This is a genomic window from Nostoc sp. UIC 10607, from assembly GCF_047228265.1.
Classification (GTDB): domain Bacteria; phylum Cyanobacteriota; class Cyanobacteriia; order Cyanobacteriales; family Nostocaceae; genus Nostoc; species Nostoc foliaceum_A.
This window is the reverse complement of record NZ_JBIQNW010000009.1, coordinates 126,061-151,350: the sequence shown is the minus strand read 5'-3', so window position 1 is coordinate 151,350 and position 25,290 is coordinate 126,061. Positions and strand designations below refer to the sequence as shown.

The 25,290-nt window shown below is 41.7% G+C and carries 29 protein-coding genes; 17 read left to right on the top strand and 12 right to left on the bottom strand.

Going from position 1 to position 25,290, the window contains the following annotated elements; all coding sequences use genetic code 11:
* The first annotated feature begins 128 nt into the window (after positions 1-128).
* Positions 129-380, top strand: coding sequence for a hypothetical protein (locus ACEYW6_RS11400; RefSeq protein ID WP_412979794.1), 252 nt, complete (start codon positions 129-131; stop codon positions 378-380).
* Between the two features lie 438 nt (positions 381-818).
* Here the strand turns inward: ACEYW6_RS11400 and ACEYW6_RS11395 are convergent, their stop codons facing one another.
* Positions 819-1,868 (bottom strand): anti-sigma factor antagonist, encoded by a 1,050-nt coding sequence (locus ACEYW6_RS11395; protein WP_412979793.1) that lies wholly within the window; start codon positions 1,866-1,868, stop codon positions 819-821.
* A gap of 198 nt (positions 1,869-2,066) precedes the next feature.
* Between ACEYW6_RS11395 and ACEYW6_RS11390 the strand changes: the two genes are divergently transcribed.
* A complete protein-coding gene (locus ACEYW6_RS11390; RefSeq protein ID WP_412979792.1) occupies positions 2,067-2,864 on the top strand; it encodes a 7-carboxy-7-deazaguanine synthase QueE in 798 nt (265 codons plus the stop codon).
* 200 nt (positions 2,865-3,064) lie between these two features.
* On the opposite strand, the gene ACEYW6_RS11385 is transcribed toward ACEYW6_RS11390, so the two are convergent.
* Together ACEYW6_RS11385 and ACEYW6_RS11380 are read right to left on the bottom strand one after the other, a co-directional pair.
* Positions 3,065-3,709 carry a DUF3318 domain-containing protein gene (locus tag ACEYW6_RS11385; protein ID WP_190891318.1) on the bottom strand — a complete coding sequence of 215 codons (645 nt, stop codon included), beginning with the start codon at positions 3,707-3,709 and terminating at the stop codon, positions 3,065-3,067.
* 77 nt (positions 3,710-3,786) lie between these two features.
* Positions 3,787-4,344, bottom strand: a complete 558-nt coding sequence (locus ACEYW6_RS11380; RefSeq protein ID WP_190891320.1) for a hypothetical protein — start codon at positions 4,342-4,344, stop codon at positions 3,787-3,789.
* A gap of 551 nt (positions 4,345-4,895) precedes the next feature.
* On the opposite strand from ACEYW6_RS11380, the gene ACEYW6_RS11375 reads away from it, so the two are divergent.
* The 4 genes from ACEYW6_RS11375 to ACEYW6_RS11360 all read left to right on the top strand — a co-directional run bounded on the left by ACEYW6_RS11375 (position 4,896) and on the right by ACEYW6_RS11360 (position 8,996).
* The gene (locus ACEYW6_RS11375; protein ID WP_412979829.1) at positions 4,896-5,975 is read left to right on the top strand and encodes a transporter substrate-binding domain-containing protein; all 1,080 of its coding nucleotides are present in this window, start codon (positions 4,896-4,898) and stop codon (positions 5,973-5,975) included.
* Between the two features lie 66 nt (positions 5,976-6,041).
* Positions 6,042-6,968: an amino acid ABC transporter permease gene (locus ACEYW6_RS11370; protein ID WP_412979791.1), complete on the top strand. Its 927-nt coding sequence runs from the start codon at positions 6,042-6,044 to the stop codon at positions 6,966-6,968.
* Positions 6,969-7,045: 77 nt separating this feature from the next.
* Positions 7,046-8,197: an amino acid ABC transporter permease gene (locus tag ACEYW6_RS11365; RefSeq protein WP_412979790.1), complete on the top strand. Its 1,152-nt coding sequence runs from the start codon at positions 7,046-7,048 to the stop codon at positions 8,195-8,197.
* Between the two features lie 58 nt (positions 8,198-8,255).
* The gene (locus ACEYW6_RS11360) at positions 8,256-8,996 is read left to right on the top strand and encodes an amino acid ABC transporter ATP-binding protein (protein ID WP_190891328.1); all 741 of its coding nucleotides are present in this window, start codon (positions 8,256-8,258) and stop codon (positions 8,994-8,996) included.
* A gap of 18 nt (positions 8,997-9,014) precedes the next feature.
* Here the strand turns inward: ACEYW6_RS11360 and ACEYW6_RS11355 are convergent, their stop codons facing one another.
* On the bottom strand, positions 9,015-9,203 hold the full coding sequence (locus ACEYW6_RS11355) for a hypothetical protein (protein WP_412979789.1): 189 nt from the start codon (positions 9,201-9,203) through the stop codon (positions 9,015-9,017).
* A 163-nt stretch (positions 9,204-9,366) separates the two neighbouring features.
* Between ACEYW6_RS11355 and ACEYW6_RS11350 the strand changes: the two genes are divergently transcribed.
* The 3 genes from ACEYW6_RS11350 (at position 9,367) to ACEYW6_RS11340 (ending at position 11,146) form a co-directional block, all read left to right on the top strand.
* Positions 9,367-10,248 carry a LysR family transcriptional regulator gene (locus tag ACEYW6_RS11350; protein WP_412979788.1) on the top strand — a complete coding sequence of 294 codons (882 nt, stop codon included), beginning with the start codon at positions 9,367-9,369 and terminating at the stop codon, positions 10,246-10,248.
* Between the two features lie 161 nt (positions 10,249-10,409).
* Entirely contained in the window at positions 10,410-10,826 is a 417-nt protein-coding gene (locus ACEYW6_RS11345) for an element excision factor XisH family protein (RefSeq protein ID WP_412979787.1), read from the top strand.
* The gene (locus ACEYW6_RS11340; protein WP_412979786.1) at positions 10,814-11,146 is read left to right on the top strand and encodes a XisI protein; all 333 of its coding nucleotides are present in this window, start codon (positions 10,814-10,816) and stop codon (positions 11,144-11,146) included. Before ACEYW6_RS11345 ends, ACEYW6_RS11340 begins: the two co-directional genes overlap by 13 nt.
* Here the strand turns inward: ACEYW6_RS11340 and ACEYW6_RS11335 are convergent.
* Entirely contained in the window at positions 11,139-11,405 is a 267-nt protein-coding gene (locus ACEYW6_RS11335; protein WP_412979785.1) for a hypothetical protein, read from the bottom strand. The two genes, ACEYW6_RS11340 and ACEYW6_RS11335, sit on opposite strands and share 8 nt — an antisense overlap.
* 24 nt (positions 11,406-11,429) lie before the next feature.
* Between ACEYW6_RS11335 and ACEYW6_RS11330 the strand changes: the two genes are divergently transcribed.
* Both ACEYW6_RS11330 and ACEYW6_RS11325 read left to right on the top strand, forming a co-directional pair.
* Positions 11,430-11,642: a hypothetical protein gene (locus ACEYW6_RS11330; protein ID WP_412979784.1), complete on the top strand. Its 213-nt coding sequence runs from the start codon at positions 11,430-11,432 to the stop codon at positions 11,640-11,642.
* A complete protein-coding gene (locus tag ACEYW6_RS11325) occupies positions 11,605-12,885 on the top strand; it encodes a hypothetical protein (RefSeq protein ID WP_412979783.1) in 1,281 nt (426 codons plus the stop codon). The genes ACEYW6_RS11330 and ACEYW6_RS11325 overlap by 38 nt, the downstream gene beginning before the upstream one ends.
* A 24-nt stretch (positions 12,886-12,909) precedes the next feature.
* Here ACEYW6_RS11325 and ACEYW6_RS11320 read toward each other — a convergent pair whose 3' ends face one another.
* The 6 genes from ACEYW6_RS11320 to ACEYW6_RS11295 form a co-directional block, all read right to left on the bottom strand.
* On the bottom strand, positions 12,910-13,182 hold the full coding sequence (locus tag ACEYW6_RS11320) for a putative toxin-antitoxin system toxin component, PIN family (RefSeq protein ID WP_412979782.1): 273 nt from the start codon (positions 13,180-13,182) through the stop codon (positions 12,910-12,912).
* A gap of 275 nt (positions 13,183-13,457) precedes the next feature.
* A complete protein-coding gene (locus tag ACEYW6_RS11315; RefSeq protein ID WP_100901325.1) occupies positions 13,458-14,861 on the bottom strand; it encodes a ferredoxin:protochlorophyllide reductase (ATP-dependent) subunit N in 1,404 nt (467 codons plus the stop codon).
* Positions 14,862-15,038: 177 nt separating this feature from the next.
* Positions 15,039-15,827: a DUF5331 domain-containing protein gene (locus ACEYW6_RS11310; protein ID WP_412979781.1), complete on the bottom strand. Its 789-nt coding sequence runs from the start codon at positions 15,825-15,827 to the stop codon at positions 15,039-15,041.
* A 32-nt stretch (positions 15,828-15,859) separates the two neighbouring features.
* Positions 15,860-16,726 (bottom strand): ferredoxin:protochlorophyllide reductase (ATP-dependent) iron-sulfur ATP-binding protein, encoded by an 867-nt coding sequence (bchL, locus tag ACEYW6_RS11305; RefSeq protein WP_012410753.1) that lies wholly within the window; start codon positions 16,724-16,726, stop codon positions 15,860-15,862.
* Between the two features lie 618 nt (positions 16,727-17,344).
* Positions 17,345-17,599, bottom strand: a complete 255-nt coding sequence (locus tag ACEYW6_RS11300) for a TIGR02450 family Trp-rich protein (protein WP_190891347.1) — start codon at positions 17,597-17,599, stop codon at positions 17,345-17,347.
* A 74-nt stretch (positions 17,600-17,673) separates the two neighbouring features.
* Positions 17,674-18,057 carry a hypothetical protein gene (locus ACEYW6_RS11295; RefSeq protein WP_230966030.1) on the bottom strand — a complete coding sequence of 128 codons (384 nt, stop codon included), beginning with the start codon at positions 18,055-18,057 and terminating at the stop codon, positions 17,674-17,676.
* Between the two features lie 106 nt (positions 18,058-18,163).
* Between ACEYW6_RS11295 and ACEYW6_RS11290 the strand changes: the two genes are divergently transcribed.
* Together ACEYW6_RS11290 and clpB are read left to right on the top strand one after the other, a co-directional pair.
* On the top strand, positions 18,164-18,292 hold the full coding sequence (locus ACEYW6_RS11290) for a hypothetical protein (RefSeq protein WP_412979780.1): 129 nt from the start codon (positions 18,164-18,166) through the stop codon (positions 18,290-18,292).
* A gap of 8 nt (positions 18,293-18,300) precedes the next feature.
* A complete protein-coding gene (clpB, locus tag ACEYW6_RS11285) occupies positions 18,301-20,919 on the top strand; it encodes an ATP-dependent chaperone ClpB (protein ID WP_190891351.1) in 2,619 nt (872 codons plus the stop codon).
* 228 nt (positions 20,920-21,147) lie between these two features.
* Here clpB and ACEYW6_RS11280 read toward each other — a convergent pair whose 3' ends face one another.
* Positions 21,148-21,714: an SRPBCC family protein gene (locus ACEYW6_RS11280; protein ID WP_412979779.1), complete on the bottom strand. Its 567-nt coding sequence runs from the start codon at positions 21,712-21,714 to the stop codon at positions 21,148-21,150.
* Positions 21,715-22,227: 513 nt separating this feature from the next.
* On the opposite strand from ACEYW6_RS11280, the gene ACEYW6_RS11275 reads away from it, so the two are divergent.
* The 4 genes from ACEYW6_RS11275 to lpxD all read left to right on the top strand — a co-directional run bounded on the left by ACEYW6_RS11275 (position 22,228) and on the right by lpxD (position 25,196).
* Positions 22,228-22,422, top strand: a complete 195-nt coding sequence (locus ACEYW6_RS11275) for a hypothetical protein (protein WP_190891356.1) — start codon at positions 22,228-22,230, stop codon at positions 22,420-22,422.
* Positions 22,423-22,482: 60 nt separating this feature from the next.
* Entirely contained in the window at positions 22,483-22,644 is a 162-nt protein-coding gene (rd, locus tag ACEYW6_RS11270; RefSeq protein WP_190891358.1) for a rubredoxin, read from the top strand.
* 52 nt (positions 22,645-22,696) lie between these two features.
* Positions 22,697-23,932 carry an NAD(P)/FAD-dependent oxidoreductase gene (locus ACEYW6_RS11265; RefSeq protein ID WP_412979778.1) on the top strand — a complete coding sequence of 412 codons (1,236 nt, stop codon included), beginning with the start codon at positions 22,697-22,699 and terminating at the stop codon, positions 23,930-23,932.
* Positions 23,933-24,143: 211 nt separating this feature from the next.
* On the top strand, positions 24,144-25,196 hold the full coding sequence (gene lpxD / locus ACEYW6_RS11260; RefSeq protein WP_412979777.1) for a UDP-3-O-(3-hydroxymyristoyl)glucosamine N-acyltransferase: 1,053 nt from the start codon (positions 24,144-24,146) through the stop codon (positions 25,194-25,196).
* Positions 25,197-25,290 lie beyond the last annotated feature (94 nt).

Here is a 25,290-nt window from a genome sequence, read left to right as displayed (position 1 = left end):
GTATAAACCTGTGATTGTATAAATTACCAATTTATGCAAATAGACATTACTAAATATCCAGTTGATGAGAATGGTATAGTATAGTTAATTATTAATATAAATAAGTAGAAATTGATAATTTTTAGCTTATGCAAATCACGAAAGCAACAACTGGCGCTGGACTTCCTCATGGAATTGGACACTCTAATTCTTGGAAATATTTCTCTACAAGCAATTCTTCGGGAACTATTAATCGTGAAAAGTATGTATATTATTCAGTGTCAAGCAAGTACGCGTCTTTTAGTTTTGAAGAAAGAAGAACGAAAGCTTTACAGGAACAGCAAAAGCTAAAAAAATATAAAAAACTAATAAAAGTCGTAAAAATCGCTAACTGTAAATGACCTATTGCTTAAAAAGCATCTAAATCATTGAAAGCTGCTATTCATTACTAAATCACAGATGTTGTCTAATATTTCAGCATTTATTAGTAGTTTTCTAACATATAGCGGTTCTCGTTTACGTGAGGTACACCCGTAAGGGCACGGCACTGCCGTGCCCTTACACCTTGCAATATAATCTTGTACTGCATTTGAATGGGAACCGCTATAATTCTATTTCTATTAAAAAATGCGCGATCGCCCTTATATTTTCTCCTTTTTTGATGATTCAGGTTTCTAGCTTTAGGTTTTGAAACCAGCTATTTTAAAATTGTTTATGTCAAAGACATCTTCTTACAATTCATACCACTAAAATTTACCCAAGCCTAAATATAGGCTTGGGTGTATCTAACAATTATTGTGATTGGGAATTAGCAAAAAATTGTGAATAAGGGTAGTTAGCTAAACAGCACCACTGTTTCTATTAAACAGAATAGCTATAGTTTTGAAAATTAGCTTTAAATCGTACACCAAACTCCAATTTTTTTGATACTGCAAATCCAGACGAATTACATCTTCAAAACTACGGACTGTAGAACGTCCGTTTACTTGCCATTCGCCAGTCATACCGGGTTTAACATCTAAACGTTGCCACTCCGGTACTTCGTAGCGTTCCACTTCATCGGGTGTAGGTGGTCGAGTGCCTACTAAACTCATCTCTCCTTTGAGGACATTCCAAAATTGCGGCAGTTCATCAAGACTAGTTCGCCGTAAAAAGCGCCCTACTTTGGTAATTCTGGGGTCATTATCATTCTTGAAAAAAGCACCTTGTACTTGGTTTTTGACTTGGGATTTCTTCGCTTCCGCATCCACACACATGGAGCGGAATTTCCAAATCTCAAAATGCTTACCCATCCAACCACAGCGGGTTTGACTAAATAAAATAGGCCCAGGATCATTAATTTGAATAGCGATCGCAATAGGAATAAATAAAACTCCTGTAATTAATAAACCGACCACTGATCCTATAATGTCTAATAACCGTTTCATCCAAGATGCCACAGAAGGGTGAGTAGTAGGTAACTGCTCTACTTTACGGGAAGTTGTCTTCCGGCTATCTACCAAGTCTTCTTGTTTTATTAGCGACCCATCGTCCACAAGCTCTAAGGGAAAAACCTCATCTAATCCCGTGAGTTTTAGGACTGCCATTACTTGAGGTGTTACATTCCGCAGTGTTAATGTAATCCCTTTGGACTGAGCGTATTTAAAATTACTTACCAGGGCACCTAAACCACTACTATCCATAAAAGTAGTTTGGTGAAAGTCAATGATGATTTGCTTAGGATGTGAATTGGGTTGGATTAAGCTTTGGCAGGTTTGCTTAAAGCTTAAAGCCTCCAGCACGCTCAACCGCGTAGGCACCTGCACTATAGCCGTGTCGTTTAGGGAATTAACTGGAAAATCGACCTCTGTCGGTTGGCTAGTCATGAAGCTCTGCACTTTCGTTGCCATGTATAATGTAATCTGCCAAACATTATTTTGTCCTACAAAATTACTTAACCTAATATCGGAATCAGTAGTAATAAGGACTAATTGCTATTTACCGGGGCTGAAATTGGAGATCGCTAGCGACGATTCACAATAGAACAAGAAGCCAAAAAACATCCTTGCTGTTGTGCCGACGCAGCGCGATCGCGTTGCTCTGATCAAATGATTGCTAAAAATACGGTTACACCTACCGCACGCCTGATTGAGGTCTTTTCTGCCATTCAAGGGGAAGGACTGAATGTAGGGACACGTCAGATTTTTATTCGTTTTGCTCTGTGTGATTTACGCTGTAATTTTTGTGACAGCGCCCACACTTGGAATGCACCTGCTACTTGTCGAATAGAGCGATCGCCTGGATTGCGCGACTTTGAAATCCACTCTAACCCTGTTTCTCTACCCATACTACTCGAATGGGTGAAACAGCAAAATCTACCTTGTCTACACGATAGCATTAGCTTAACTGGAGGCGAACCACTTCTTCATGCCCCATTCTTAACGCAGTTTCTACCCCAAGTGCGAGCCATAACTGGTCTACCTATATACTTAGAAACTGGCGGACATCGCCCAGAACAATTGGCGATGATTCTCCCCTATTTAGACTCTGTGGGTATGGATTTCAAATTGCCCAGTGTCAGCGGCGAAAGTCATTGGCAAGAACATGCTAAATTTCTCCAATTATGTCATGACTCATATTTAAATGTTTTTGTCAAGATAATTGTGTCTCAAAACACAGATCCAGCCGAGTTGGAACGTTCAGCTTTGCTTGTGGCAGAGGTTAGTCCAGATATCTCAGTATTTTTACAACCTGTTACGCCTTTGCCAGTATCTGAACAATTCTCCCCAATACCTATGCTTGCGCCTTCAAGCGATCAAGTTTTGACGTGGCAAGCTTTGATGAAGGGGTTTGTCAAGCACGTGCGTGTGATCCCTCAGACGCATAAAATGCTGAACCAACTCTAAAAATTTCTGTAAAATTTGAGTTTGATAAAGATGTAGTCAAGAAAAAAGTAAGATTTTATGAAATTGTCATTGGGCTGCTGCCGCTAGTTAGGGAGGCAGTAGCCCTCTGAGTACGCATTCCCAGTCGGAGGCAGAGTGAGGAGTGAGGAACGAGGAGTTTGAAGTTTCGATTTGACTCATAACTCCTAACTCCTAACTAATTACAAACCGCCCTCATCTTGAGTTTTAGATTTAGCTTTTGCCTTATTGGCACTGCGTTTGAGGGCAGAGAGTCTTGCTTCATATCTCGACCGTTGGCGCTTACTAGGAGTATTGTCAATCAGGGTTTTCAAGGCGCTACCTAGACTCTTGTAGGCATTGGGGAGGGTATAACCAAAACGAGTTGCTAAAGCGATCGCTTTCTCATCAGCATTGAGCAATTCTCTTAGTTGCTTTTCCCCATTATTCTTTTGGTACAGTCGCCAGCCTGACACACCACATAGCGACAAAGCTAACACCAGAAGCAATCCATCTTGTACCCACAATTCGCCTACAGCACCACCTAAACCAATGGCTAGTGCTGCCATTTCCCAACCATCTTTAGGAATTGTGTCATTTTGAACGCGAGCAACTTCATGCCAGAACAGCAGATTGCGCTGATCCATTGCGAGGGCATCCCATTTCACCAAGTCAATTTGAATTTCTACCTGGTCTTTACCAATTTCTTCGCAACGAACCAGGGGTGGATTGACCTCAGTTGTGCCTTCAACCGTGACCCAGCTCTGTAATTCTGGCGGTAGTAAGCCTTTCAACCGCCGGAGTTCACTCATTTCCGCTTTGGCAGAGGAGGTTGCATAGGATGTCATAATATCCAGCCCCAGAAAATTTCAGTATATAGTGAGGGTATCACTTTGGAGTATAGCGATTTAAGTGATGATCCGTCTCACTCGCTGGGAAAACTTCCTCGCTTTTTTCGCGCTTCCATTGCCTTTTCCAGCAAATCTAACAATCCTGGGGCTTCTTCTTGGATACTGAGTAACAGTCTTTCCCCAAGTTCTATATTCCCCGGATCAAAACCTGTTGCCATCACTTCTTTCAGACGAGGTATCGCTATGCCATCCACAATCTGAATTAACCCACTTAGACAACGGTGAAATTGTCTTTCTGTGAGAATCGAATCTTCTAGAGGAAACTCAATAATGGCACGGATTTCGCCATCGGATGGGTCATACTCCCATTGCAACATTTTGGTTTCCCAAGAAATGGCAAGCATTGTTTGTAGGATAGCTCCCTTGTGAGGATGGTCTTGGATTCCTGCCAAAACTTGAGGGGCAAATACTCGGAAAAATTTTCCCTCTTCATCCAACTGGACAACTATTAGGAAATCTTCTAGATTATCAGCCTCCACTCCTGTTATAATTCTGTCTTCTTCATCATCAAAACGATAGTCCCAACCAAGGTTGTCTAAATAGTTGGCAATCTGTTTGAGGTTAGCTCCCATAAAAGCCTCATAAGGAACGTGGAGCAGCTGTTACCAGACCTAGTTTAACCTGCTAGGGGTAGTTGTTTAGGTTTGTATGGCTACTTCTGCTCATATAGAAGTATGCAATTAGGGCATGGGGCATTGGGGATTGGGTATTGAAGATAGTAAAAATAGATGAGCATTCTGCGCTGTGAATGATATTTTCTGAAAGACTCTTGCTCATTTTTACAGAAGCGACAATCACTTTTTTCAAAATTTTAGGCAGTGAAGGATATAACACTAACTCACTTCAGTTTTAATATTATCTTCTAGGTTTAATAAATGTATTGCTAAACCAAAAAGGGTGGCATGATTTTAAATAAAACTCGAAAGCTGAAGCCTAATTGAGATAATATCTGCAAGCATTTGAAACTTTTGAAAAGATAAGTAAAAACTTCAACTACCACTTTTAAAAGCTAAACAATATAGCACAGAGACTGGTAAAGTTTTATATTACAAGCGATAAGTTGTTTTCACTGAACGATTGTAGTGAGCAATACATTTTTTCTGGTCTATTAATTATGAAATTTATGCGTAAATCAGCTTTAATTCTAGCGATCGCACCCCTAGTATTTGCGATCGCTGCTTGTGGTGGAGATTCAAGTCAAACAGCCAGTACACCCGGTACTCCAGGTAGTAATCCAGCTGCACCAGCAACTCGAAATCGCTGGGATAGTATTAAAAGCCGTGGTCAGCTAACTTGCGGTGTCAGCGGTGAAGTGCCAGGATTTAGCTTTGTGGGAACTGATGGTAAATACAGCGGCATCGATGTAGATGTCTGTCGCGCGATCGCGGCGGCTTTGTTTGACAATCCAGATGCAGTAGAATTCCGCAATCTCAATTCTAAAGAGCGGTTTACAGCCTTGCAAACTGGCGAAGTAGACGTTCTCAGCCGTAACACAACTTGGACACTTAGCCGCGATACCTCTGTAGGTCTAGAATTTGCACCTGTGGTCTTTTATGACGGTCAAGCCATAATGGTACGCAAAAATAGCAATATTAAGTCCTTGGCAGACCTGAAGGATAAAGCAATCTGCGTTCAAACTGGAACTACTACCGAACAGAACCTAGCAGACCAAATGCGAAAAAGGGGCATTACTTACAAACCTGTTGTCTTTGAAGACGTTAACGTTACTTTTGCTACTTATGCCGAAGGTCGTTGCGATGGCATTACCGCTGACCGTTCAGCATTAGTATCTCGAGGCGCAATTCTACCCAAACCAGAAGATAATGTGATTCTTGAAGAAGTGATTTCTTCAGAACCCCTTGCACCAGCAGTTGCCAAAGGGGATGCTAAGTTTGGTGATGCTGTTAAATGGGTAGTTTATTCCCTGGTAAAAGCCGAAGAGTTGGGCATTACTTCCCAGAATGTGGGTCAGTTTGCTGCTAGTAATGACCCAGATATTAAACGCTTTTTAGGAACCGAAGGCAACCTTGGTGAAGGACTCGGCTTAACAAACGACTTCGCAGCCAGAATAATTAAGCACGTTGGTAACTACGCCGAAATTTACGATCGCAACCTCGGCCCCAAGACAAAACTCAATCTAGCTCGCGGTCAAAATCAACTCTGGAGCAAAGGCGGACTGCTTTATTCTCCGCCATTTCGATAGAAGAGATTAGGGAGATGAGGTGAATAACTCATGCCAAATGACTAATGACTCAATGACTAATGACTAATGACTAATTCAAAACCGCTTATATGGCGTGATGTCCGCTTTTGGCGTATTGCCTTGCAATTTCTTGCCGTATTTGTAGCAGTATTAGTGGTAGTAATACTCTGGGGCAATCTCAACCGCAATTTACAACAGTTGGGTATTCAGTTTGGATTTGATTTCCTCAAGCAACAAGCATCTTTTGATATTGGCGAAACACTGATTACTTACAAACCCACTGACAGCTATAGTCATGCCTTGTGGGTGGGGTTAATTAACTCCTTGCGGGTGGCGGTTGCAGGAATTTTGCTTACAACAATTGTAGGGATAGGTGCTGGGATTGCCCGACTTTCTGACAACTGGCTGGTGCGGAATATCACGATGGTTTACGTGGAGATTTTCCGCAATACGCCCTTACTGCTGCAATTACTGTTTTGGTACTTTGCTGTTTTTCTGACTTTTCCCAAAACAGAAAATAAGATATCCCTTTGGGGTTTTATTGGTGTTAGCCAAAATGGCTTAGAACTTCCTTGGTTTACCCTATCACCAGAGTTTTCAGCTTTGCTGTTGGGATTAACTTTTTACACGGGTGCGTTTATCGCTGAGATTGTCCGAGGTGGGATTCAATCAGTAGCTAGGGGACAATGGGAAGCAGCGCGATCACTAGGATTAAAACCAGGGTTAACAATGCGGCTGGTGATTTTTCCCCAAGCTTTGCGGGTAATCATTCCACCGTTAACGAGTCAATATCTTAATTTGACGAAAAATACGAGTTTAGCGATCGCCATCGGCTACCCCGATATTTATTTTGTCGCATCTACCACCTTCAACCAAACTGGGAAAGCCGTAGAAGTGATATTACTAATTATGCTCACCTATCTCACCCTGAGTTTGACCATCTCTATAGTTATGAATTGGTTCAATTGTAGCGTGCAAATTAAAGAGAGATGAGGAATCAGTAAACTTTGAAGGTTGAGCCTTTGAACTTGAACTTTAAGCCATGCCCAATAACCAATAACCAATGACCAATGACAAATCCTCAATTAACTTGGCTGCGTAAAAATTTGTTTAATAATTGGTACAACAGCTTGTTAACTGTTGTCTGTTTGGTATTGCTGTTTTGGGTAGTGCGAGGAATTCTAACTTGGGCAACCACTCAAGCACAATGGGCGGTAATTCAGGTTAATTTACGTTTATTTTTAGTTGGTAGATTTCCTCAAACGCTATATTGGCGAACTTGGATTGTACTGGCGATCGCTTCGACTTTAGGCGCTATAACAGGGGGTGTATTCTTTGGTAAACAACAGTTAACAAAGCGTGGAATTTCTTTGTTTGCTTTTATCATCGGCGTTTTGTTAGTTATTTTACCACTAGACTTTACATCCCGCCTTTGGTTATTGTTAATTGCATTTTTAATATTTGTAGGTTTTTGGATCGGAGGAAAGTTTACTAAGGTATTAACTCCTTGGCTTTCCCTATTATGGTTATTGTCTTTCCCGATAATTTTATGGTTAATTGGCGGTGGGTTTGGATTGCAGCCTGTATCTACAAATTTGTGGAACGGTTTGCTACTTACCCTACTAATGGCAGCAGTCAGTATTGTGCTTTCTTTTCCGATTGGAGTTTTACTTGCTTTAGGGCGCACAAGCAATTTGCCTGTAGTACGTTGGTTTTCTATCCTGTACATTGAAATTATTAGAGGATTACCACTGATTGGAATTTTGTTTCTAGCTCAGGTAATGCTTCCCTTGTTTCTATCAGCAGATGTGCGTCTAGATCGGGTATTACGAGCAATTGCTGGACTAGTACTATTTAGTGCCGCGTACATGGCAGAAAACGTGCGCGGTGGACTTCAATCAATTCCTCGCGGACAAATTGAAGCTGCGAAAGTACTAGGATTAAATACACCCTTGGTAGTGATATTAATTGTTCTACCTCAAGCATTACGTAACGTTATTCCTGCGATCGTTGGTCAGTTTATCGGCTTATTTAAAGATACTTCCCTCTTATCTTTGGTCGGATTAGTGGAACTCACAGGTATTGCGCGTTCTATATTGGCACAACCACAATTTATCGGTCGCTATGCAGAAGTTTATCTGTTTATTGGATTTATTTACTGGGTATTTTGTTACTCCATGTCATTGGCTTCTCGGCGGTTAGAGAGACAGTTGAGTAATTAGTTATGAGTTATGAGTTATGAGTTAGGAGTTATGAGTTAGGAGTTGGGATTTAAATATTATGTCAGAAATAAAACAAATAATTGTTGCTGAAGATGTTCACAAGTGGTATGGAAAGTTCCACGTTCTTCAAGGTGTGAGCTTGACAGTCAATCGTGGAGAAGTAGTAGTGTTGATGGGGCCATCTGGTTCAGGAAAATCTACCTTTATCCGCACATTTAACGCTTTAGAAGAATACCAAAAGGGAAGAATTGAAATCGATGGCATTACTCTCAGCCATGATTTAAAAAATATTGAGACGATTCGCCGGGAAGTGGGAATGGTATTTCAGCAATTTAATTTATTTCCTCATCTCACAGTGCTGCAAAATATTACTTTGGCACCAATTTGGGTACGGCGATCGCCAAAGGCAAAAGCCGAAGAATTGGCGATGCAACTACTAGAAAGAGTGGGAATTTTAGAACAGGCGCAAAAATATCCAGGACAGCTATCTGGTGGACAACAGCAACGAGTAGCGATCGCTCGTGCTTTAGCCATGCAACCCAAAATTATGCTGTTTGACGAACCCACCTCAGCCTTAGATCCAGAAATGGTACGCGAAGTTTTAGATGTAATGCGAGGTCTAGCCCGTGATGGGATGACAATGGTAGTTGTAACCCACGAAGTTGGATTTGCTCGTGAAGTCGCCGACCGAGTTATTTTAATGGATAGCGGTTTACTCGTCGAGTCAGCCACCCCAGAAATATTTTTTAGTAATCCTAAAGAAGAAAGAACACGCAAGTTTTTATCGCAAATTCTCTAAAAAATCTTTGAGATTCATCTAAATTTTGTATCCTATATCTTCACACCAAGCTGAAGCAAAAAATCCATCTGGGTGCTGGCTCCATTCTCGCAAAGCATGGCTCATTGCTGTAAGCGTAGGCGTAGCCCGCCGCAGGCATCGCTCATCAGTCCAACCTTTGTCTACAGCTCCATCCACCTTTGCAGAAGCCTCAATTCGCAAAGCCAAATATTCTGTAGCTTCACTCAGCGGCTAATAACATTGATAAGGGTATACTTCTCTGGCATAGCTCTGACTCCCCACGATATCTGTATGAGTATCATAGGTAGGTAATATTGAGATGTCCAATATATATTTATAGAGAATTGAAACTTATAAAATATCAAAAAAAATGGAACTGCGACATCTGCGCTACTTTATCGCTGTCGCTGAGGAACTGCACTTCAGTAGAGCCGCCGAGCGATTGCACATTGCTCAACCGCCCTTAAGCCAGCAAATTCAGCAACTAGAGGCGCAATTGGGAGTAGAACTATTTCATCGCAAAACCAAGCGACAGGTACAGCTAACAGAAGCTGGACAAGTGTTTTTGCAAGAAGCTTATCAACTTTTGGCTCAACTCCAAAAAGCAATTGAGCTAACCCAACGCACGGGAAGAGGTGAAAAGGGACAACTGCGAATTGGGTTTACCAGTTTGGTAACTTATGATTTACTTCCTATGATTTTGCGACGGTTTCGAGAACAGTTTCCAGAAGTAGAGTTGATATTGCAGGAATTAACCACAACTCAGCAAGAACAAGCCCTAAAAGAACGCCGCATCCATGTAGGTTTTGCCCATCCACCGTTAGAAGACAACACACTCAATCAAGAGTGCATTCAGGAAGAAGCTTTAATTGTGGCTATGTTAGAAACTCATCCCTTAGCTGAACAAGAAAAGATTTCAGTGCGATCGCTAGTAAACGAAAACTTTATCATGTTCCCTCGCCATTTGGGCCCCGGACTTTACGACCAAATCGTAAGTCTTTGCCAGCAAGGAAATTTCAGCCCGAAAGTGACTCAAGAAGCGATTCAGATGCAGACAATTATCGGATTGGTTTCAGCGGGAATGGGGATTGCGATCGCACCGTCTTCATTGCAAAATCTTCAGAGGGTTGGTGTGGTGTATCGCGCTTTAGAAGAAAAAACACCATTAGTAGAAACGGCTGTAGTGTGGCAACAAGAGGATATGACACCTGTACTAAGGGAATTTCTGCAAGTTATCAGGAGTATCTGTTGATAAATGACAACCGTCTCTTGGCAAAAACGCTATGCGAACACGAGTTAGGTTAATTTTTGCAAATCTATATTATTTCGTTAAAAAAGTTTCGCTAGGTTGTCAATGTATTATTGAAATGGAAATTCTTAAATCAAGAACCGCCATAAATTGGAATTAAACCTGTGTCTGCTAAAGATGCTTTTCATGCAGTTGTCAAAATAGCACTTGAGAAAGAAGGGTGGTTAATCACTCACGATCCTTATGCTCTCCAGGCGGGAACCCTTGAGCTATATATTGATTTAGGAGCAGAAAAAGTTATTGCAGCCGAAAAAGAAGGACAAAAAATAGCTGTTGAAATTAAAAGTTTTTTGAGTCCTTCAAAAATCACAGAACTTTATGCTGCATTAGGGCAATTTATCATTTACCGAATTGCTTTACAAAAACAAGAAGCTAATCGCACTTTATATTTAGCAGTTCCTAGTACTGTTTATAATGAATTTTTTATACTTCCATTTATTCAATCTGTCATTCAAACTAATCAACTATGTTTACTAATTTATAATATTGAACAGGAAGAGATCGCACAATGGCAAAGCTAGACAAATATCGACAATATATTAAAAATTTACTTCAACAACACGCTAGTACTGTTTGGGATAATCGCATTCAAGCACAGACAATTTTTGATACAGAACACGATCATTATCAATTAGTTTATGTAGGTTGGCGCGATCAAAATCGCATATATGGGCCTGTTCTCCATCTAGATATTATTAACGAGAAAATCTGGATTCAGCAAGATGGGACAGAGGTAGGCATTGCTAATGAATTGGTTGAATTAGGTGTCCCAAAAGAAGATATTGTTTTAGGTTTTCAGTTGCCCTCAGTGCGTAAATATACAGACTTTGCTGTTAGTTAATGATGGGTTTAAAGCCGCGTTCAACAGCTACTTTTAAGGCTCTTGCTTTACTTACTAAGCCACGTCGGTAGACCTGCATGAGTTCATCTAGTTGACGAACTTCTGCATCATTTAGCTGTCCCTCTCGGTGACGCGCTTGCAACTCACTGAAAACCTCTTGCTGCTGAGTTTCCATCTGCATATCGCACATAGCTAAAACCTGATCATCTGGTAATGACTCGATAGCTAGTTCAGTGATAGCGCGGTCAATTTCAGCCATTTTCTGCCTGCTTACCTTTTACTTATGATTGTATCTGCGATCGCTCTGCATCTTCTGGTTAAAAAAGAGCGATCACTATTAGACAGAATAGAACTCAAATTGGGAATACTGAGTGAAGTGCGGTTATTTGCTGCGGAGAATCCAAGCGACTTTTTGCCACATATAGCCCTACTGAGTATTTATCAACTTGGAGAAGATTATGACTTTACCAGTGACAGTAACCTTTATGCTTGCTGATTGGATTGCTAAAGGGCTGAAAGATGGAACTTTTGAACGGGTTGGAGGTGTAATTAGAGAAGTAGCTAGTAAGAAAATTGTTACTTGGTTACGGGACAATCGCTCACTTGCTCCTCAAGCTATGTCTTTCGCTACCAATCCTGTTACTGGTGTACTCAATTTGATTGTTTCAGGAGCAAACACAGCAATTTCAACTAAAGGATTTGCTGATGTTAATCGACGACTAGGTGGCATTGAACAAGATTTAGGGGTAATTGGGCAAAGTTTACAAGTAACTAAAGGTTTTTTGCAAGTAACTACTGCTGCTAGTGTACTTAATCTTGGGGTATCTGTGATGGGTTTTGCTGTTATATCGCAGCGTATCAATGAGATAGAAAACCAATTAAAACAAGCAGCAGAATTGTTAAATAAAATTAATCGCAAAATTGACCTCAGTTTCTATGCTAACTTCCATGCTGGAATCGAATTAGCACTTAATGCCTTTACGATGACTAGAGTTGAAAACCGTAGAAGCAGCGCTTTACAAGCTATCAATCGCTTCTTAGAAGCAGAACATATTTACAAAGATTACACAGTTAATGAACTTTCGCAGAAAAGCCCAATTATTGACAAATATATACTGACATTATCTCTAGCCTATATTGCAGAAGCACGTTGTCATTTAGAGCTAGAAGAACATGAAACAGCGCTTCGTCGTTTTCAAGAAGGAGGAAAATTTATCAGGTTGCTGCTTCAAAAATATATTGAACTCATGCTTACTTCTAATCCAGCAGCATATTTACATCCTCAGTTTAAAGGTCAGATTGATTTGCATAAACTAACCCAAATTTACCAATGGATTGACCCGAATTTTAATGAAAATAAAGTTTTCGAGATGCAACGCGAGAATATGTTTAAACTAACTCAAAGTCATGATGAATGGCTATCCTCACTTCCATCGGCAATTATAGATCGTAGCGAAATTCAATGGGGCATATTCGGAGGAAATCCTACACCATTCACAGGGAGATTTGAAAAAGAAGCTTACAAACGTCTTCCCCAAGTATTTGAAGTAATGGAATCTATGATTGAAACCAATCGCCGTTTTGAAGCATATCAAACAGAAATACAAGCAATTTCCCAATTAGGAATCAGCTTTCATGACTGGCTTAAACTAACTCCGTCTACAGAAATTAAACCAGATAACGCAGAATTAATGTATATAATTCTATCCAAACCTTTAGAGTTACAGCCTTCCATTTGAACTAAGTACAGGATTAAAGATAAATTAATCAAGGTCAATAAAGTCTCTGGGAGTAATAATCTGGTTTTGATATTCGGCTAGGGTCTTGAGTGATAAAAGGTATTGATCTCCTGTGATTAAAAATTCTGCATTGGCATCTTTAGCAAGTTCTAAAAAGTTGTTTTCGTCTGGATCTCTACAGGTGTTTATTTGAGATAGAGCTTTGGGTTTACCTTGATATTTTAAGCAACCTGCTACATCATCTAATTTAGTTACTACAAAAGCTTTCTTAGGCTTTAAAAAAATTCCATTACCCATATCAATAATAATAAATTCTTGACTTACTTCCCATTAATGAGCTTCCCGCAAAGATTGGGGAATAATTACTTGCCCTTGAGGAGACAATTTTGCAATTTCCATTAAGTTAATAAGTAAAAAACTAAGAGTAATATAAAAACTTTAGCATTTTTGATTATCCCCATTTCTCCTCTTCCTCTGTGTTCTCTGCGCCTCTGCGGTTAGTAAAAAAAGGACGAACTCGAAAGTTCGCCCCCAACATAGTATTATGCTGTTGCTCAATCCAAACCCAAATCTTAAATCTTCGCTTCTTCTCTCACCAACTTATCCCAACCCAAATCTTTCAAATTATTATTCCGACGTAGCGGACGAGTCACCAACTCTAACATGTCACGCGCATTCGTAAAGCCGTGAATTTGAGCAAAAGTGAACTCTACAGACCACTTTGTATTAATACCGCGCGCTTCCAATGGGTTAGCGTGAGCCATACCAGTAATTACCAAATCTGGTTTCAACTCATAAATCCGCTGAAGTTGATTGTAATTATCCGGCTTCTCTACAATCCTTGGCAGGGGTGAATTCATTTCCTGGCAAGTTTTCTCCAACAGTGCCAACTCAGCAGCTTGATAGCGCTTATCCATGTAGGGAATGCCGATTTCGTGAACAGTCATCCCACAACGGATTAAGAATCTTGCTTGGGAAACTTCCAGCAAGTTATCACCCATGAAGAATACAGACTTACCGCGAATCAGTTTCACGTAATCTTCCAAGCCAGCCCAAATTTGTGCTTCCCGTTCATCTAATCCCTTGGGAGTAATACCGAACACCGAGCAGATTTTCTCAATCCAAGCGCGAGTACCATCGGGGCCAATGGGGAAGGGTGCGCCAATGAGTTTACACTTGCGGCGGCGCATTAAAGTGGTAGCTGTGCGGCTAAGGAAGGGGTTGACACCAGCGACATAATACCCTTCTTCCAATACTGGCAATTCTGTGAAGCGCTTCGCGGGTAGCCAGCCGGAAACTTTGATGCCTTGTTTCTTCAGTTCCAAGGTTAACTGAGTAACCACGGGGTCGGGAAGGGAACCAAAGAGAACCAAGGGTGGATGATCTACATACTCAGACTCATCTTGGGCGACATCTTCTTTCTTTTTACCAAAGTTGAGCAATTTAGCGATCGCATTACGTTCACTTTTCTCTGTTTCCGCCACCGGAGCCTTATCAGGACAACGGTTAGCCATTGCTGCTAATACGGTGTCTTCCCCTTGGGTGAAGGCGTAATCTAGACCATTTGCACGTGCTACAACGATGGGAATCCCGATTTCGGATTCTAGCTTTGGTGCCAAACCTTCCAAATCTGTTTTGATAATTTCGGTGGTGCAAGTGCCAATCCAGACAATTACACTAGGATTGCGATCGCGTTTAATCTGCAAGCACAACCGCTTTAACTCTTCATAATCATTGAGTTGTGCTGAAATATCGCCCTCTTCCAACTCTGCCATTGCATAGCGGGGTTCAGCAAAAATCATCACCCCCATCGCGTTTTGCAGGAAGTAGCCACAAGTTTTTGTCCCAATCACCAAAAAGAAGCTATCTTCAATTTTTTGGTATAACCACGCCACGCAGCTAATTGGGCAAAAGGTATGGTAATTTCCAGTTTCACATTCAAAGCTTAAAGCTTCTGGTTGTTGAGCGACAGTCATTTTGGTTTTTTCTCCCCTTGATATTTAATGGCAGGTCAACCAATTTCAGATTTTAGATTGACGATTTTGGATTGGTGACTGGGACAACAAAAATATCCTATGCCTGACGACAATTTCCCTATATTCCTAATCCAAAACCCCAAATCTAAAACTTAAAATTGTGAGGAACGGCAATAATTAAGCGTTGGGGAAGAGACGGGCAATTTCTGATTCATCAAAAACGCCTGCTGGCAGTTCTTCCCCCAAAAAATCGTTACTTTCTTCAGCCTTTTGCAAAGCTGTTTCATCACCCCAGACATCTGATAACACGTCTTTAAACGCATTCTCATCTAGTACACTATCTTCAAGCTCCTCGTCTTCATCCAGCTTTACTTCCATTGCAGCTGTTGAATCGAAGGCAATTTCCCCAAACTCATCTGCTTCTAAACTAGAGATTTGGAGAGATTCATCTTTTGAGTTGTGTCCGTTGGATAAGGAAATATCTCCAAAGCCATTTTCGGTTTCCTCCAACTCGCTGATCCCCAGGCTTTCATCATCAGAATCCACCATTGTGAACTCTTGAACTACCGCCACTGCCGCAAAGCCATTTGTATGAGAATGTGTCAATGTTTCATCTTCAGGCTTTTCGTCAATAACAGCTGCTGCTTCTTCTACGTATCTCTCTACATCTGGGTTGGCGACGAAGCGATTACCGAGAGCTAAATCTGGGTCAAAATGCAAATCCAGCACCTCAATCAGGGTATCGGCATCAGGATTAAGTTTGGCAAAGGGCAACATTAACTGCGCTAGCTTTGGTTCTAGGGCGTTAAGAACTCCCAGGATGAGGTAAGAAGGTGGTCGCTTCCCACCATCAGGGGTGTACACTGATTCCACTTGCATGTGCAGGGTAATCCAGTCCCGATTGTTCTGGAAAAATTGCAACCACTTTTGCTTTATTGAATCTGTAAAGCTATGAAAGAATGCCATGTTATTGTCCCCCATCCTGAGAACTTGGTGATTTATACAATCATCAAGTCTAGTTCCTCTTCTGAATTAGGAACCTGGGGTTTACCCGGATTTAGATAAAAATCGGATAACAAAGAGAACAACTCCCGATCTGGTGTGTCATTCGGTACAACACCTTCAGGACGCGCTAGAATTTGGTCGGCGATGTTGAGATAGTAGTCGCAAACGTAGTCTAGGGAAGGATCTTGCTCTGCCATCTCAAACAAAGTTTTCCCTTTCACACGGGAAACACGGATATCTTCAATTAAAGGTAAAACTTCCAAAACTGGCATTGGCACAGCTTCTATATATTTTTCAATCAAGTCGCGCTTGGAGGTGCGGTTGCCAATTAACCCAGCTAGACGCAGTGGGTGAGTTCGGGCTTTTTCGCGGACTGAAGCAGCGATCCGATTAGCCGCAAACAAAGCATCAAAGCCGTTGTCTGTAACAATCAAGCAGTAATCTGCATAGTTGAGTGGTGCTGCAAAACCACCACAAACTACGTCACCCAGAACGTCAAAAAGAATTACATCGTACTCATCAAAGGCGTTGAGTTCTTTAAGTAATTTTACGGTTTCGCCGACCACGTAACCGCCACATCCAGCACCCGCAGGTGGGCCACCAGCTTCTACGCAATCCACACCGCCGTAGCCTTTATAAATCACATCCTCCGGCCAGACATCTTCGTAGTGATAATCCTTCTCTTGGAGGGTGTCGATAATTGTCGGAATCAAAAACCCAGTCAGGGTAAAGGTACTGTCATGTTTGGGGTCGCAACCAATTTGCAGCACTTTCTTGCCACGTTTAGCTAGGGCGACTGATATGTTACAGCTAGTTGTGGATTTACCGATACCACCTTTTCCGTAGACTGCTAGTTTCACTTTTATTTGCCTCTTATAGCTTCTTGTCAAACTTGTGGCTCAAACATTTGCCTTCACCTGTCCTGAGATGGCGATGCGTGAGGTCTGTGAATTTCATTATTGGGCAAATTACATAGAAAAGAAAGTGGCTCTTAATTTGTAAAACTGTCTTATCCGATGAATTAAATCTCAATTATATCTATTTAGCTTTTTATGAACCTTAAAGACCTTAATAGCTCTAAAAATAGCGAATAAAAAGTTTTTATTACTTATTTTTATAAAAAGAGTTACAAAATACAAAAAGCTGAAATATGCTTTTCTTAATGCTTTTCATAGAATTAGCTGATGTTCGGACAACGTATTTTCAAGGCATTGGGGCGCAGGTTTAAGGGTAAAGAGAGTTATACGCAGCCTTATGCTGGAAATACTAATGGAATTTGCGTTAGCGTAGCTCACCGAACGTATCGCAGATAAGTTGCCAGTTTTTAGTTGATAGCTAAGACCGTTTAATTGCTGCTTGAGAGTAAGTTAGTCTGATTTTGTAAAAAAATATTAAATTACCAGATATTGTCTAATATGATTAAAATCTTTCGGCTGCCGCCTCCTTCACTGGCGGCAGCCAACTAATAACCAGGCAAATCAGGACACTTCAGTTTCAATTTCCTGGATTTCCTGTAATGTTTGCCAGCCAGCTTGCCACTGGGAGCTATCTTGTAATAATTTGGCATTTATCCAAAAACGGACTTTAGGATCACAAGCAGAAACCATTTCGGCGTAAACCCACTTAGCCTGATTTTTCCGGTTAACAACTTGAAAGTGCCGCCAGCCATCAACTTTTCGCTGTGCTGTCCACTTAGAACCAACTAGGTAAGGAAATTTTTGTTTTTTAGCCATTTGTTATTAGTCATTTGTTATTTGTCATTGGGAAAACACTTTCTTTATCCCCAGTCCCAATCCCCAATCCCCAACTAGGATGTAACCAAATCGCCGTTACGGGTAAACTTTTGGCAATGCAACTCATTATCTTGCTGGACACATAGCGAAAACCATCTGATATGGCTCCAGCAGGTGTTGATGTTGTTGGTAATTTTGCGCTTTTTTTTGGAAAGGCGTTGTCTTACGACTTCATTAGGGCAAAGAATTTCTAACGTGCCCGTACCATCTTCATAATTGACGATACGAAATAGACAGTCTTGCAACATAGCACGGCTGCTGCTGTCGAAGAACCGCTTAAAGCGCTGTAGTTTTTCCCCTTCAGTCATTTGGCTGATGGGTTTTATTTTAAAAAAATCTTCATCCTCAAAGTCAAAGTTATCATCTTCAAAGTCGTAGGGGTCAATCATTTTCAGCATCCACTAGGCGACCTGGGATCATGGTAACTCTGTGTGGGGGCAGGAAGATCAGAGGATGCGTGGATAGAAAGATGCGGACTAGGGGAAAATACCACTTTCACAAGATGTGAACACCGATCTAGGCGATCGCTCCTGTCTTCATACAATATCTATATATCTATTGAAAGCAGAAATTTTCTTTACTTGGTGTTCTGGTGGTAGCCTGCGACAAGCTACTGCACCTCTACGTTCCTGAAAAAGCCTATGCAACCTACTAATCCTAACCAATTTACAGAAAAAGCCTGGGAAGCGATCGCCCATACCCCAGATATTGTTAAACAATATCAACAACAGCAAATTGAAAGTGAACACCTGATGAAGGCGCTGCTAGAACAAGATGGTCTAGCAACTGGGATTCTCACTAAGGCGGGTGTTAACCTCCAAAAACTGCGCGATCGCACTGAACAATTTTTTCAACGTCAGCCGAAAGTATCTGGTACTAGCAGTTCTGTCTACTTAGGACGCAGCTTGGATACACTTCTAGATCGGGCAGACGGATATCGTAAAGAGTTTCAAGACGAATATATTTCAATTGAACACTTATTGCTGGCTTACGCTAAAGATGACCGCTTTGGCAAAGCTTTATTCCAAGAATTCGGTTTAAACGAAGGCAAGCTAAAAGATATTATTAAACAAGTTCGGGGGAGCCAAAAAGTGACCGATCAAAATCCAGAAGGCAAATACGAAGCACTGGAAAAATACGGGCGTGACCTTACAGAAGCCGCACGTAAAGGTCAACTCGATCCAGTGATTGGGCGAGATGATGAGATTCGTCGCACTGTGCAAATTCTCTCTCGCCGCACCAAGAATAACCCTGTGCTAATTGGTGAACCGGGTGTTGGTAAAACTGCGATCGCTGAAGGACTAGCACAGCGCATTATCGCAGGTGACGTACCCCAATCCCTCAAAGACCGCAAGTTAATCTCTTTAGATATGGGTGCTTTGATTGCGGGGGCAAAATTTCGGGGTGAATTTGAAGAACGCCTGAAAGCAGTATTAAAAGAAGTTACTGAATCTGGCGGCAATATTGTTTTATTTATTGATGAAATTCACACCGTTGTCGGCGCTGGTGCAACTCAAGGCGCAATGGATGCTGGTAACTTATTAAAACCAATGTTGGCGCGGGGCGAATTGCGCTGTATTGGGGCGACAACTTTGGATGAATACCGCAAACATATCGAAAAAGATGCAGCACTAGAAAGACGTTTCCAACAAGTTTATGTCGATCAGCCCAGTGTAGAAGATAGTATTTCGATTTTGCGCGGGTTGAGAGAACGTTATGAAAACCACCACGGGGTGAAGATTTCTGATAGTGCTTTAGTTGCAGCCGCAGTATTGTCGAGTCGTTATATTAGCGATCGCTTCCTCCCTGATAAAGCCATTGACTTGGTAGATGAAGCCGCCGCGAGATTAAAAATGGAGATAACCTCCAAACCTGAAGAACTCGACGAAATTGATCGCAAAATTCTGCAATTGGAAATGGAGAAGCTATCGCTGCAAAAAGAAAGCGATGCAGCTTCTCGTGAACGCCTAGAAAGATTGGAAAAAGAAATTGCCGATTTCAAAGAAGAACAAAGAACCCTGAATACTCAATGGCAGTCTGAAAAAGATATCATTGACAAAATTCAGTCTGTGAAAAAAGAGATTGAAAGGGTCAACTTAGAGATTCAGCAAGCAGAACGGGATTACGACCTGAACCGGGCTGCGGAGTTGAAATACGGCAATTTAACGAGTTTGCACCGTCAATTGGAAGCAGTAGAAGCTGAATTGGCAAGTGCTCAACGAAGTGGTAAATCACTATTACGGGAAGAAGTCACAGAAGCTGATATTGCCGAAATTATTTCTAAATGGACAGGGATTCCTATCAGCAAGTTGGTGGAATCAGAGAAAGAGAAGCTGCTGCATTTAGAAGATGAACTACACCACCGTGTGATTGGACAAGAAGAAGCAGTCACAGCTGTAGCGGATGCAATTCAGCGATCGCGGGCTGGATTGGCTGATCCTAATCGTCCCATCGCTAGCTTTATTTTCCTTGGGCCTACAGGTGTGGGTAAAACTGAGTTAGCGAAAGCGCTGGCGGCGTATATGTTCGATAGCGAAGATGCGCTAGTGCGAATCGATATGTCGGAATACATGGAGAAACACGCCGTCTCCCGCTTAATCGGTGCGCCTCCAGGATACGTGGGTTACGAAGAAGGCGGACAACTTACAGAAGCCATTCGTCGCCGTCCTTACTCAGTGATTCTCTTCGACGAAATCGAGAAAGCACACCCCGATGTCTTCAATATCTTTTTGCAAATTCTTGATGATGGTCGTGTCACTGATGCCCAAGGTCATAAAGTGGACTTCAAGAACGCTATTATCATCATGACCAGCAACATCGGTTCGCAGTACATTCTTGATGTCGCCGGAGATAACGCCCACTACGACGAAATGCGCCGTCGGGTAATGGAAGCGATGCGAAATAGTTTCCGTCCAGAATTCCTGAACCGGATTGACGAAATCATCATCTTCCACGGTTTAGATAAGAAGGAATTGCGGCAAATTGTGCTATTGCAAGTGGAAAGATTGCGGCAAAGATTGAGCGATCGCAAAATATCCCTCAAGCTCTCAGATGCTGCACTTGACTTTTTAGCAGAAGTAGGGTATGACCCAGTATATGGGGCACGTCCACTGAAGCGGGCGATTCAGAGAGAATTAGAAACTCAAATTGCCAAAGCCATCTTGCGCGGTGAATTCACCGATGGCAACACCATCTTTGTAGATGTGCAAAATGAGCGTCTTTCTTTTAGTCGCTTACCTGCTGAGGTATTTACCAGCTAATTCAGGATTATCTTACACAAAGACGCAAAGTTTAACTTTGCGTCTTTGCGTTTTTTTGCGAAATATTTCTTTTTTATTATTGGACATATGAACCTACTCCACCAATGTGGAAAAATAGGCAGTTCCTTTTTCATGGTTCCCCAACAAGGAACTGCCTCACGAATTACGAATTACGTTAGCGTAACGGTAGCGAGTCCGCGAGCGTCATTACGAATTACGAATTACGAATTACGAATTATTTTGTCCCTTACAAAGTACTTGTCGCATTTTACGCATATTTGCAGGCAACTCTAAGTTCATTGCTTGTTGAATGAAAATTGATGGAATTGGAATCAGAGGTGTAGCTTGCACAGTATAAGCAAGCATTGTGCCGTTACCGCAATCTTTTAGTTCTAAATTAGCGTTAAAATCCTCAAAAGTCCCTTTTTCCATGCGAAATTGGATTTGTTGCCCCAGCACTTCTACAACGCTGAGGTAAATTTCAACTTGAGCTGTGAAAAAGAAAAAGGCTTTTTGGGCTGCTTGATACAGGCGTTTGACTTCACCTTTGTGTGATATTTCGCTTTTAGTGATATCTGGAAAATACTGTACCCAGCGGGGATAATCAGTTAATTGCTGCCAAACTTGCGATCGCACCATCGGCAAATACATCCACGCTGTCACAGCGCCACCCCAGGTTTTGTGCGATCGCGTTTCTACCAAAATTTCACCTTGTACCAGCAACATTTGCTTGTCTTGACTCCAAGCCATATCTGAACCTGCAATAATTGAGTCTGAGATATGAGACGCAGACATAATGATTTTAGTTACTCCTCAACTCATCCACCTAAATAGAGTTGAAACTACAAGCCATAAAACTTGATTTAGATCCAACCCACTAAATTTTAGTTCCAGTGTAATGCCTCTCTTTTCCGGAAACAGTGATTTTTTGGTAATTATTTTAGTCACTTTACTGGAAAAAACGTATTTATAATCACAATCAATACTTAAGTAGGCTTGATAGTAGGGGTATTTATAGATGAAAAACTTAGTTATTAACAGCTAGAATGGCACAAACACGATTTTATATCAAGTTGCGATCGCTCCTAAAAGCTAATAAAGTAACTTGTCTGGACTAGATGTTGTGGCTACACAAAGGTAGACACAACGAGGCTTTCCAAAGGTTAATGTCCGCCTTAATGGACTTTCGCTAGCTAAGATATCCCTATTTTTACGTGTTATTTCTGTTGAAACTGCAACTTCATCGTAAATTCATATTTTATTGTCAATATCATAGTGTAATGTCTGTTGAGTTGAGAGGAAAAGTAGGTGAGTCAATCTTCTTTAAATCGTAGATTAATCCAGATTTTTGGTATCCTTCTCGGCGTTAGCGTCGCCGTCTGGGTACTAAGAGGCTTTGGTATTCTCACTTTTATTCCAGGTGGAATTATTTGGCTACTGCTACTAGGGGCGATCGCGATCGGGATTATCAGTTATGCCCAAAGGACTTGGTGGCGTTTGTAATCTTATTTATGAAGTAGTCATTGGTCATTAGTCTTTGATAAATATATTAGGAAAAAGAACATGGCAAAGTATATATGTACCGTTTGCGGTTATGAATATGACCCAGAATTAGGCGATCCAGATAGCGATATAGCGCCGGGAACAGCCTTTGAAGATATACCAGATGATTGGGCATGTCCGGTTTGCGGTGCCACAAAAGATCAATTTGAACTAGTTGAATAGTGAAGATAACGGCTAGCCTAGTAAAGTACGTGCTATTGAGAAATTTTAGAACTTGCTACCGTTACGAATTGTAGTTATTGGGGGTGGGGCAGCAGGATTTTTTGGCGCGATCGCTTGTGCTAAAGCCAATCCTGATGCCGAAGTTACTTTACTCGAAGCCAGTCGCCAACCCCTAGCGAAAGTGCTAATTTCTGGTGGCGGACGCTGCAACGTTACCCACGCTTGCTTTGATCCGGAGGAGTTAGTGCAAAATTACCCCAGAGGCGCAAAAGCTTTGCGGGGTGCTTTGACTAGGTTTGGGCCTCAAGATACAGTAAGCTGGTTTGCTGCTGGTGGAGTCTATCTAAAAACGGAAGCCGATGGTCGGATGTTTCCTGTCACCAATACTTCAGAAACCATTGTGGAATGTCTGATTAAAGCGGTGGCGACATCTGGAGTAAAACTCCGTATCGGTACACATGTAACTTCCGTGAGAACCGCAGCAGATGGGGGTTTTGATATTCTTCTGAAGTCGGGAGAACCAATTAAATGCGATCGCCTACTTCTTGCGACCGGCAGCAGCCCTGTAGGTTATAAAATTGTCCGAGATTTAGGTCATAAAATTGAACCGCCAGTACCCTCGTTATTTACCTTCAACATTGTCGATCAAAAGCTGAGGGATTTAGCTGGAGTTAGCGTTAACCCTGCTCAATTGCGGTTATCTGGGGGCGGAAAATCTCAATTACAACAAACTGGGCCATTACTAATTACTCACTGGGGTTTAAGTGGTCCGGCTGTTTTGAAGCTTTCAGCTTGGGGTGCGAGAGTTCTGCATGAAAGCCGCTATCAAGCCACATTATTGATTAATTGGTTGCCCCAATTGCCACAAGAACAAGTGCGACAACAGATTTTAGCAGTTAAAGATGAATGGGGAAAGAAAGCGATCGCATTGCATCGTGGTATTGATCTACCCCATCGTCTCTGGCAATATATCATTGCCCGTGCAGGCATCACCACAGAAAATCGTTGGGCAGAAATATCGAGTAAAACGTTAAATCAACTAGTGCAAGAACTTACTCAGGGACAATACTTAATCAATGGTAAAGGAGCCTTTAAAGAAGAATTTGTTACCTGTGGCGGTGTCAACCTCAAAGAAGTTAACTTCAAGACGATGGAAAGTAGGTTAGTTCCTGGTCTTTATTTTGCCGGAGAAATCTTAGATATTGATGGTGTCACCGGTGGGTTTAACTTTCAAAGTGCTTGGACAACTGGGTATTTGGCAGGTTTAGCAATGGGAAGTAATTTGTAATTCGTAATTCGTAATTCTTAATTCGTAATGATTCCGCAAGTGTTATTACGAATTACTTTGACACTTCTATAAAATTACTGTAGTCGAGCATAAAGCAATACGGTTTTGTTCTTCAACCCAAATATGGTTTTTGACGCTAACTGAACCTTAATGGAGCATAAAGAGGGAAAATTGTCTTGCCATTGTAGATCAATTTTGAACCCACCCAACAATGAAATTCAGCGAAATCGTCCGCCAATTTGGTGATGCGGTCACCAATCATAGCCTGACTAGTAATCCAGAACATGACCCAGAAATTACAGGTGTAGCAGCCATTGATGAAGCTACCATCGGGACTCTCAGCTACGTAGAAGGGCCAAAATTTGGGTCTTTTGTTGGTAAGACCAATGCTAGTGCTTTAATTTTGCCCCAAGATGAAAAATTACAGGTGGTTGCACAAGAGAGGGGTATTGTCTGGATAGCAACCTCAGATCCGCGACTGTTGTTTGCCAAAGCGATCGCACTATTTTACCAACCATATCGCCCCATCCCAGAAATTCATCCCACCGCTGTGATTCACTCTACGGCAAAAGTTGGTAATGATGTTTACATTGGCCCCCATGCTGTGATTCAGCAAGGGGTGGAAATTGGCGATGGCGCAATTATTCATCCCAATGTGGTGATTTATCCAGATGCCAAAATAGGCGATCGCACCACCTTACATGCCAACTGTACCATTCACGAACGCACCCACATCGGTGCAGATTGTGTGATTCACAGTGGTGCTGTCATCGGTTCAGAAGGCTTTGGCTATGTTCCTACCCGTACCGGTTGGTTAAAAATGGAACAATCTGGCTATACCGTCTTAGAAGATGGCGTGGAAGTTGGCTGTAACACTGCTATTGACCGCCCATCTGTCGGAGAAACACGGGTAGGTCGTAATACAGTAATTGATAACTTAGTGCAAATAGGTCATGGTAGCCAAATCGGTTCTGGCTGTGCGATCGCAGGTCAGGCTGGCATGGCGGGAGGCGTGAAACTGGGAAATCGCGTTATTTTAGCTGGACAAACAGGAATAGCCAATCAAGTGAAAATCGGAGATGGGGCGATCGCATCTGCTCAAACTGGAATTCACAGCGATGTTGCACCAGGAGAAATTGTCTCAGGAACTCCAGCAATTCCTTACAAGCTATATCTCAAGGTATGTGCTGTTTATAGTCGCCTGCCAGATATGTATCAATCGCTAAAACAATTGCAACGTAAATCCAAAAATAGCAATGATTAAACTAAAAGAGGACTTACGCAAAAACTCTCTAAAACTCTTATTTATCTTTGTGGGGCAGGTATATTACCCGTTTCATTCTGCATACTTGTGAGCA